This window comes from Kitasatospora sp. NEAU-CNBT7 (assembly GCF_057220535.1).
Window position 1 is genome coordinate 114621 of sequence record NZ_JBXQQB010000028.1, and the last position, 8106, is coordinate 122726.

The 8106-nt window shown below is 71.9% G+C and carries 9 protein-coding genes and 1 pseudogene; 6 read left to right on the forward strand and 4 right to left on the reverse strand.

What is annotated here, in order from left to right:
• Positions 1–13: 13 nt before the first annotated feature.
• Both AC2TEW_RS29340 and AC2TEW_RS29345 read right to left on the reverse strand, forming a co-directional pair.
• Positions 14–751, reverse strand: a complete 738-nt coding sequence (locus tag AC2TEW_RS29340) for a methyltransferase domain-containing protein (protein ID WP_484626390.1) — start codon at positions 749–751, stop codon at positions 14–16.
• 194 nt (positions 752–945) lie between these two features.
• On the reverse strand, positions 946–1542 hold the full coding sequence (locus AC2TEW_RS29345) for a DUF3043 domain-containing protein (protein ID WP_033821741.1): 597 nt from the start codon (positions 1540–1542) through the stop codon (positions 946–948).
• A gap of 269 nt (positions 1543–1811) precedes the next feature.
• Here AC2TEW_RS29345 and AC2TEW_RS29350 point away from each other — a divergent pair, with 269 nt between their 5' ends.
• Together AC2TEW_RS29350 and pspAA are read left to right on the forward strand one after the other, a co-directional pair.
• Positions 1812–2612 (forward strand): PspA/IM30 family protein, encoded by an 801-nt coding sequence (locus AC2TEW_RS29350; RefSeq protein ID WP_082526702.1) that lies wholly within the window; start codon positions 1812–1814, stop codon positions 2610–2612.
• Positions 2613–2643: 31 nt separating this feature from the next.
• Positions 2644–2937: a PspA-associated protein PspAA gene (gene pspAA, locus AC2TEW_RS29355; RefSeq protein ID WP_484626384.1), complete on the forward strand. Its 294-nt coding sequence runs from the start codon at positions 2644–2646 to the stop codon at positions 2935–2937.
• A 113-nt stretch (positions 2938–3050) separates the two neighbouring features.
• Here the strand turns inward: pspAA and nadA are convergent, their stop codons facing one another.
• Positions 3051–4232 (reverse strand): quinolinate synthase NadA, encoded by a 1182-nt coding sequence (nadA, locus tag AC2TEW_RS29360; RefSeq protein WP_359885884.1) that lies wholly within the window; start codon positions 4230–4232, stop codon positions 3051–3053.
• Between the two features lie 192 nt (positions 4233–4424).
• Here nadA and AC2TEW_RS29365 point away from each other — a divergent pair, with 192 nt between their 5' ends.
• The 4 genes from AC2TEW_RS29365 to AC2TEW_RS29380 all read left to right on the forward strand — a co-directional run bounded on the left by AC2TEW_RS29365 (position 4425) and on the right by AC2TEW_RS29380 (position 7868).
• The gene (locus AC2TEW_RS29365; RefSeq protein WP_484626385.1) at positions 4425–5354 is read left to right on the forward strand and encodes an NADP-dependent oxidoreductase; all 930 of its coding nucleotides are present in this window, start codon (positions 4425–4427) and stop codon (positions 5352–5354) included.
• Positions 5355–5439: 85 nt separating this feature from the next.
• Complete coding sequence (locus AC2TEW_RS29370; RefSeq protein WP_051812956.1) at positions 5440–5904, forward strand: Lrp/AsnC family transcriptional regulator; 465 nt, start codon at positions 5440–5442, stop codon at positions 5902–5904.
• Positions 5905–6123: 219 nt separating this feature from the next.
• A complete protein-coding gene (locus AC2TEW_RS29375) occupies positions 6124–7491 on the forward strand; it encodes a pyridoxal phosphate-dependent decarboxylase family protein (protein ID WP_484626386.1) in 1368 nt (455 codons plus the stop codon).
• A gap of 161 nt (positions 7492–7652) precedes the next feature.
• Positions 7653–7868 carry a bacteriocin immunity protein gene (locus AC2TEW_RS29380; RefSeq protein ID WP_484626391.1) on the forward strand — a complete coding sequence of 72 codons (216 nt, stop codon included), beginning with the start codon at positions 7653–7655 and terminating at the stop codon, positions 7866–7868.
• A 7-nt stretch (positions 7869–7875) separates the two neighbouring features.
• Here the strand turns inward: AC2TEW_RS29380 and AC2TEW_RS29385 are convergent.
• A pseudogene (locus AC2TEW_RS29385) lies at positions 7876–8106 on the reverse strand (IS5/IS1182 family transposase); the annotation flags it as partial.

Here is an 8106-nt window from a genome sequence, read left to right on the forward strand (position 1 = left end):
CCCGCCGGGCGGGCTACTTCCCGCCGAAGACGTGGAGCAGGGCCGCGACCTGCCGGTACGGATCCTGCCGGCCGGCCCGCTCCTCGGCGTCGATCAGCTGGGCGAGCTGCCGGCCGTCCACCGGTGCGGCGTGGTCGGGGGTGTTGTCGGTGAACACCCGCACGCCGTACCAGGCGCGCAGCGGTACCGAGATCTCGGTGAGGGTGAGCGAGAGGTCGGCGAGGCGGTCCGCGCGGGCGGACAGGCCGACCCGGTCGGTGTAGCGCACCGAGTCGAAGGAGTTCAGGGCGGTCCGCCAGTCCCCGGCCAGCCCGGGGCGCATGGCCAGCGCGTCGGCGTTGCGGACCAGCAGCGACAGCACGCCGCCGGGGGCCAGGACCCGGGCCAGCGAGGCCAGCATCGGGTCCGGGTCGGAGAGGTTGCGCAGCACGTCGTGGCAGAGCACGACGTCGAAGCTGCGCGGGCCGAACCAGCGTCCGCAGTGGTGGCCGTCCCCGGTGTGCAGCTGCACCCGGGCGCGGACCTCCTCGGACTCGGCCGCGAGCGCGGCCTGGGCGACCCCCAGGTTGACCGGGTCGGGGTCCAGCGCGGTGACGGTGTGCCCGGCGCGGGCCAGCCGCCGGGCCTGGGTGCCCTGGCCGCAGCCGACGTCGAGCACCCGCAGTCCGGTCCGGCCGGCCAGCTGCTCGGCGAGCTGCCGGGCCACCAGCTCCTGCCGGACCAGGTTGCGCAGTCCGCCGTGCCGCTCCAGCCAGTGCCCGGCGGCGCTGCCGAGCGGCGGCGCCCCGCGGGCCGGCAGGTGGGTGTGCGGCGCGGGCGCCTGGGGCGGCTGCGCGGCCGGGGCGATCCGGTCGTGGCCGCCGCCGCCCTGTCCGGGCAGCGCGTACAGCCCGGGCGGCTGCGGATCGACCGCGTACACCCGGTGCGGCGGGACCGGCTCCGCGGTCAGGGCCGCTCGCCCCGCTTCACCTGCGGCTTGGGCAGCCGCAGCCGGCGCATCTGCAGGGTGCGCATCATGGCGTACGCGACCACACCGCGGGTGTTCTCGTTCGGGAAGCGCTCGCGCAGGGCCTTGCGCAGGCCGAGGCCCAGGCGCAGGAAGTCCAGGATCACCACGACGAAGAACGCCATGAAGAGCAGCGTGGAGAGCACCTGGAGGCTCTGCACCTTCATCACGCTGAGCACCAGCACGACGACGGCGTAGGGCAGGAAGAACTCGGCGGCGGACCAGCGGGAGTCGATGAAGTCCCGGGCGAAGCGCCGGACCGGGCCCTTGTCGCGGGCCGGGAGGTAGCGCTCGTCGCCCTCCAGCAGGGCGGTGCGCTGCTTCTCGCGCTCGGTGCGCATCCGGTCGCGGGCCTGGCGCTGGGCCTCCTTCCGGTCCTTGGGGACGGTCACCCGGGTCCGCCGGTTGGCCTCGGCCTCGCTGCGCTTGGGCGTCGGCCGGCCCTTGGGGGCCTGCGGGTCACGGGACAGGGTCTTCTCGTCCTGCTCGGCCAGCGCGGTGGCGGAGGAGGCGTCATCTGAGCGGCGTCGGAACACATGACCAGCGTACGTGCTGGCCGGGTGGATTCGGCCAGGGCCGTCGGACCCAAACCGGTATCGATCACCTGGCGTGTCCCCCGGGGTGCGTCCGGGTTGCGGTGGATCATGGTCTCAGGGTCGGCTCCACCCCAGGGACGATGCCGCCGGGGCCCCTGGTGTAGCAGTCTTGTTGCAGCTCGTGCACTGCGGCGAAGACCTCGCTGCGAATACACTCGACGTGTTACGAGACGAATCCGCAGGCCCGAAGAAGGGGGCACTCGAGGCCCATGAGCGACGGAATCATGAAGCGTATGGGGCTGATCTTCCGCTCCAAGGCGAACAAGGCCCTGGACCGGGCGGAGGACCCGCGCGAGACGCTCGACTACTCCTACCAGAAGCAGCTGGAACTGCTGCAGAAGGTGCGCAGGGGCGTCGCCGACGTGGCCACCTCGCGCAAGCGGCTGGAGCTCCAGCTCACCCAGCTCCAGCAGCAGTCCGCGAAGTACGAGGACCAGGGCCGCAAGGCGCTCTCGCTCGGCCGCGAGGACCTGGCCCGCGAGGCCCTGACCCGCAAGTCGAACCTGCAGTCCCAGATCACCGACCTGGAGACGCAGTACCAGCAGCTGCAGGCCGAGGAGGAGAAGCTCACGCTCGCCTCCCAGCGGCTGCAGGCCAAGGTGGACGCCTTCCGCACCAAGAAGGAGACCATCAAGGCCACCTACACCGCGGCCCAGGCGCAGACCCGGATCGCCGAGTCCTTCTCCGGCATCTCCGAGGAGATGGGCGACGTCGGCCTCGCCATCCAGCGGGCCGAGGACAAGACGGCCCAGATGCAGGCCCGGGCCGGTGCGATCGACGAGCTGCTGGCCTCCGGCGCGCTCGACGACGCCAGCGGTCTCGGCCGCAAGGACGACATCGAGGCCGAGCTGGAGCGGGTGGCCGGCGGCAGCGACGTCGAGCTGGAGCTGGCCCGGATGAAGGCCGAGCTCACCGGCGGCACCCCGGGCGGGGCGCCGCAGGCGATCGAGCAGGGCAAGCAGACCGGTGCCCCGCAGGACACCCCGCCCACCATCAACTACAACAAGTGACCTGACCTCCACGGACCAGGAGACGCGCGGCATGATCATGAGGGTCATGGGTGAGGGGCAGTTCCAGGTCGGCGAGAGCCACCTGAACCAGCTCAACCGGCTCGACGACGAGCTGCTCACCGCGGTGCAGGCGGGTGACGAGGCGGCCTTCCGGGCCGCTCTGGGCAACCTGCTGGACGCGGTGAAGTCGTACGGCACCCCGCTGCCGGACGACTCGCTGGAGCCGTCCGAGCTGATCCTCCCGGACGCCGAGGCGACCATCGAGGAGGTCCGCGAGATGCTGCGGGACGAGGGCGACGGCCTGATCCCGGGCTTCCCGGAGTAGTCCGTGACACGGAACGGGGCGGCACCCACCGGGTGCCGCCCCGTTCCGTGTCCGCAGGTGGTGGGCCCGCACGGATGTGCGGAAACGTTCCTGCTTGCCGTGGGCCGGGTCCGCTACGGGAGCGCCAGCATCCGGTCCAGCGCGGCCTTGGCGTACTTCTCGGTCTGCGGGTCGACCGTGATCACGTTCGGCACCCGGCCCTCGACCAGCGACTCCAGCGCCCAGACCAGGTGCGGCAGGTCGATCCGGTTCATGGTCGAGCAGAAGCAGACCGCCCGGTCCAGGAAGACGATCTCCTTGTCCGGGTGCGCCTTGGCGAGGCGGCGGACCAGGTTGAGCTCGGTGCCGATGGCCCACTTGGAGCCGGGCTCGGCCGCGTCCAGTGCCTTGATGATGTACTCGGTCGAGCCGACCATGTCGGCGGCCGAGACCACCTCGTGCTTGCACTCCGGGTGCACCAGCACGGTGACCCCGGGGATCCGGGCCCGCACGTCGTTGACCGAGTCCAGCGAGAAGCGCCCGTGCACCGAGCAGTGCCCGCGCCACAGGATCATCTTGGCGTCCCGCAGCTGCTCGGTGGTCAGCCCGCCGTTCGGCTTGTGCGGGTTGTAGAGCACGCAGTCGTCGAGCGAGAAGCCCATGTCGCGCACCGCGGTGTTGCGGCCCAGGTGCTGGTCCGGCAGGAAGAGCACCTTCTGGCCCTGCTCGTACGCCCACTCCAGGGCCCGCTGGGCGTTGGAGGAGGTGCAGATGGTGCCGCCGTGCTTGCCGGTGAAGGCCTTGATGTCGGCCGAGGAGTTCATGTACGAGACCGGGACGGTGACGTCCGCGATGCCCGCCTCGGTCAGCACGTCCCAGCACTCGGCGACCTGCTCGGCGGTGGCCATGTCGGCCATCGAGCAGCCGGCCGCCAGGTCCGGCAGGACGACCTGCTGGGCGCTGCTGGTGAGGATGTCGGCCGACTCGGCCATGAAGTGCACGCCGCAGAAGACGATGTACTCGGCCTCCGGGCGGGCCGCCGCGTCCCGGGCCAGCTTGAAGGAGTCGCCGGTGACGTCGGCGAACTCGATGACCTCGTCCCGCTGGTAGTGGTGGCCCAGGATGAAGACGCGGTCGCCCAGCTTCGCCTTGGCGGCGCGGGCGCGCTCGACCAGGTCCGGGTCGGAGGCGGCCGGGAGGTCGCCGGGGCACTCGACGCCGCGCTCGCTGTTCGGGTCGGCCTCCCGGCCGAGCAGCAGCAGTGCGAGCGGCGTCGGAGTGGGGTCGACGCCGTAGGTCTCGGTGGTGGTGGTCACGGGCGGGTGCCCTCCTGTGCGGCCGATCGAACGAACCAGCCTTCTCGTCTATCTGACACTATCTATGATAACCCGTTAGCGTCACTCTGACGATGGCCGACCTGTCAGTGTGACGAGAACCGCTCCGACGGATCGGTGTCTTCCCGGCGTGCCCGAATCGATATCCGGGCCGCCTCGCGCTTGGCTTGAGCCATGAAGGCAATCGCGATCAGGACCTACGGCGGCCCCGACGTCGTCGAGTACACCGAGCTGCCCGATCCCAAGGTCGGGCCCGATTCGGTACTGGTGCGGGTCAAGGCGGCCGGGGTCAACCCGGTCGACTGGCAGATCCGCGAAGGGCGCCTGGACGGGCTGATGGACGTGCACTTCCCACTGATCATGGGCTGGGACCTGGCCGGGGTGGTGCAGGCGGTCGGCGGCGCGGTCACCGAGTTCCGCCCCGGCGACGAGGTGATCGGCTACGTCCGCAAGGACGCCGTGGAGCACGGTACCTACGCCGAACTGGTCTCCGCCCCGGTGCGCACCCTGGCCCGCAAGCCCGCCGCGCTGGACTGGGCCCAGGCCGGGGGCCTGCCGCTGGCCGGCCTCACCGCCCGGCAGAGCCTGGTCGGGGCGCTCGCGCTGAAGCCCGGCGAGCTGCTGCTGGTGCACGGCGCGGCCGGCGGCGTCGGCTGCCTCGCCGTGCAGCTCGCGGTCGCGATCGGCGCCCGGGTGATCGGTACCGCGGGCCCGCGCAACCACGACTTCCTGCGGAGCCTGGGCGCCGAACCGGTGGCCCACGGGGAGGGGCTGGCGGAGCGGCTGCGCGCGCTCGCCCCGGACGGCGTCGACGCGGCGCTCGACCTGGTCGGCGGCGGCGAGCCGGTGGAGATCTCGGCCCAGCTGGTGGCGGACCCGTCCCGGCTCGCCTCGGTCGTCGACTACGGCGTGGTCGCGCTCGGCGGCCACTACGTCTTCGTCCGCCCGGACGCGGAGGGCCTGGCCGAGCTGGCCGCGCTGGCGGACGCCGGGAAGCTGCGGGTCCCGGTCGCGTCCACCTTCCCGCTGGCCCAGGCGGCCTCCGCGCAGGCGCTCAACGCCGAGGGCCGGACCAGGGGCAAGATCGTGCTGCTGGTGGACTGACCCGGTCCTGGTCAGAATAGGGGCGGCGGACCGTCCACCGGGACGCCCCCGCCCCTCACCCGCACCACCCGTGGAGCCCGCACCGATGACCACCCACCGACCGGCAGACCAGGGCGGGGCGGCACTGGACGAGACCGACCGGCTCCTGCTGGAACACCTCAGCCGGGACGGCCGCGCCTCGTACGCCGAGATCGGGCTGCTGGCCAACCTCTCCGCCACCGCCGTCCGGCGCCGGATCGACCGGCTGCGCGCCCGCGGCGTGGTGCGCGGGTTCACCGTGGTGCTCGACCCCGCGCTGCTGGGCTGGCAGACCGAGGCCTTCGTCGAGGTCTACTGCCGCGAGCGCACCGCGCCGGAGGAGATCCTGGCCAGTCTGCGGCAGTTCCCCGAGGTGGTCGCGGCCTGGACGGTCACCGGCGACCCGGACGCACTGGTGCACCTGCGGGCCGCGGACACCCGGCATCTGGAGGCCGTGATCGAGCGGATCCGCAAGGAGCCCGGGGTGCAGCGCAGCCGCAGCTCGGTGGTGCTCTCCCGGCTGATCGGCTGACCCGGCCCGCCCTCGCCGCGGCCTGCGCAGGAATCCTGCGTGCGGTGGCGGGAACACGCTCGAATCCTGCCTGCCCAGCCCGCTTCCGACGCGCGCCGGAACGTTTCTGCTGCCTAGGCTGAGGAGCGTCCGGTGCGCCCCAGAACCCCCACCCGCCACCGGAATCACCCGCTCCGGGACCGTCCCGTCGAGCCCCGAGAACGACTGAGAGGGACCCCGGTGTCCGCAGCCCCCGACCGCATGCACCAGCCCGACAACCAGCTGGTCGACCTGGTCTTCGACTACATGCGCGAGCGGCTGCAGTACGACCCCGTGCCGCTCGACCACCCCGGCGACGGCGAGCACCTGCGCAGCCAGCTGGCCGGCCTGCTGAACGAGCGCGGCAACGCCCCCGCCGACGTGCTCAAGCTGTACGACCACGAGCTGTCCAGAGCGGTCATCTCCGCCGACAGCCCGCGCTACCTCTCCTTCATCCCCTGCGCCCCCACCAAGGCCGCCCTGCTCTTCGACATGGTGGTCTCCTGCGCCTCCCTGCAGGGCATCTCCTGGCTGGAGGCGGCCGGCGCCATCGCCGCCGAGAACCAGGTGCTGCGCCTGATCGCCGACCGGGCCGGACTGCCCGAGACGGCCGGCGGCACCTTCGTCTCCGGCGGCTCGGCCGGCAACCTCTCCGCCCTGGTGGTCGCCCGCGACACCGCCCGCCGCAGGCTTGGCGTCGGCCCGGAGGCCCGGCTGCGGATCGCCGTCGCCGACCAGGTGCACTCCTCGGTCAAGAACACCTTCAACATCATCGGCGTGGAGGCCTTCAAGGTCCCGACCGTCGACCGCCGCTTCACCGGCGAGGCGCTGCGGGCCGCGCTCGCCGCCGACCCGAACCCGGAGACCGTGATCGCGGTCGTCGGCACCGCCGGCACCACCAACGAAGGCATCGTCGACGACCTGCAGGGCCTGTCCGAGGTCACCCGCGAGCTCGGCCTGTGGTTCCACGTCGACGGCGCGTACGGCGGCGCCGGCCTGTTCGCCCCCTCGGTCCGCGAGCGCTACAACGGCATCGAGCACGCCGACTCGTTCGTGGTGGACCCGCACAAGTGGCTGTTCGCCCCGTTCGACTGCGCCGCGCTGATCTACCGCAACCCGCAGCTGGCCCGCGCCGTGCACACCCAGGACGCCTCCTACCTGGACGTCCTGCACACCGAGGGCGACGAGTGGAACCCCACCGACTACGCCTACCACCTCACCCGGCGCGCCCGCGGCCTGCCGCTCTGGTTCTCGCTGGCCGTGCACGGCACCCAGGCGTACACCGACGCCATCGAGACCGGCCTGCAGCTGGCCCGGGACACCGCCCAGGTGATCCGCGACACCGAGCACCTGGAACTGCTGCACGACCCGCAGCTGTCCGCGGTCTGCTTCCGCCGCACCGGCTGGACCAACGACGACTACTACCGCTGGTCCCAGCAGCTGCTCGCGGACCAGATCGGCTTCGTCACCCCGACCGGCTGGGACGGCGAGACCGTCGCCCGGTTCGCCTTCCTGCACCCCGGCACCACCATGGAGATGGTCGAGGAGATCCTCGCCACCATGGCCTGAGCCCAGCCCGGCCCAGCCCAGCCCAGCCCAGCCCGGCCCAGCCCAGCCCGGCCCAGCCCAGCGCCGAGCGGCGGCTCCCTCCGGCATCCGCTAGGAGCTGTCCGGTCGATCATGTGACTGTCTAGGCTGACCCTCTTCTGGAAGGGGTGGCTGTGACGGTGATGGCTCGTGCAACGGCCGTTGCGTTGGTGCAGAAGATCATGGATGCGCACTATGCCGACGATGCCGAAACGTACGGCGTACTGGAGGCATTGGGTGAAGCCCTTGGCTGTCCGACCGGCTACGTAAGCGACTTGATCTTCTGGCCCACGGGACGGGAGCTGACAGCTGTCGAGGTCGTCGATCAGGCGCTGGAGTACCGGCCCTTCGCCCTGTGAGAGGGCTTCAAGCCCGCAGCCAGATGACCAGGGCGGCCGCGGTGACGGTGCCGAGGAAGACGTAGCCGCGCTTGTCGTAGCGGGTCGCGACGGCGCGGGAGTTCTTCAGCCTGTTGATGGCCCTCTCGACGGTGTTGCGCTTCTTGTACCGGTCCTCGTCGAAGCCGGGTGGCCGTCCGCCTTGCGATCCTTTGCGCAGGCGGGCGGCCCGGCTGTCGGCCTTCTCCGGGATCGTGTG

Coding starts and splice junctions, on each gene's coding strand:
- AC2TEW_RS29380 (WP_484626391.1), top strand. CDS start 7,653: ATGGCTCGTGCAACGGCCGTTGCGTTGGTGCAGAAGATCATGGATGCG.
- AC2TEW_RS29370 (WP_051812956.1), top strand. CDS start 5,440: ATGACCACCCACCGACCGGCAGACCAGGGCGGGGCGGCACTGGACGAG.
- pspAA (WP_484626384.1), top strand. CDS start 2,644: ATGATCATGAGGGTCATGGGTGAGGGGCAGTTCCAGGTCGGCGAGAGC.
- AC2TEW_RS29365 (WP_484626385.1), top strand. CDS start 4,425: ATGAAGGCAATCGCGATCAGGACCTACGGCGGCCCCGACGTCGTCGAG.
- AC2TEW_RS29350 (WP_082526702.1), top strand. CDS start 1,812: ATGAGCGACGGAATCATGAAGCGTATGGGGCTGATCTTCCGCTCCAAG.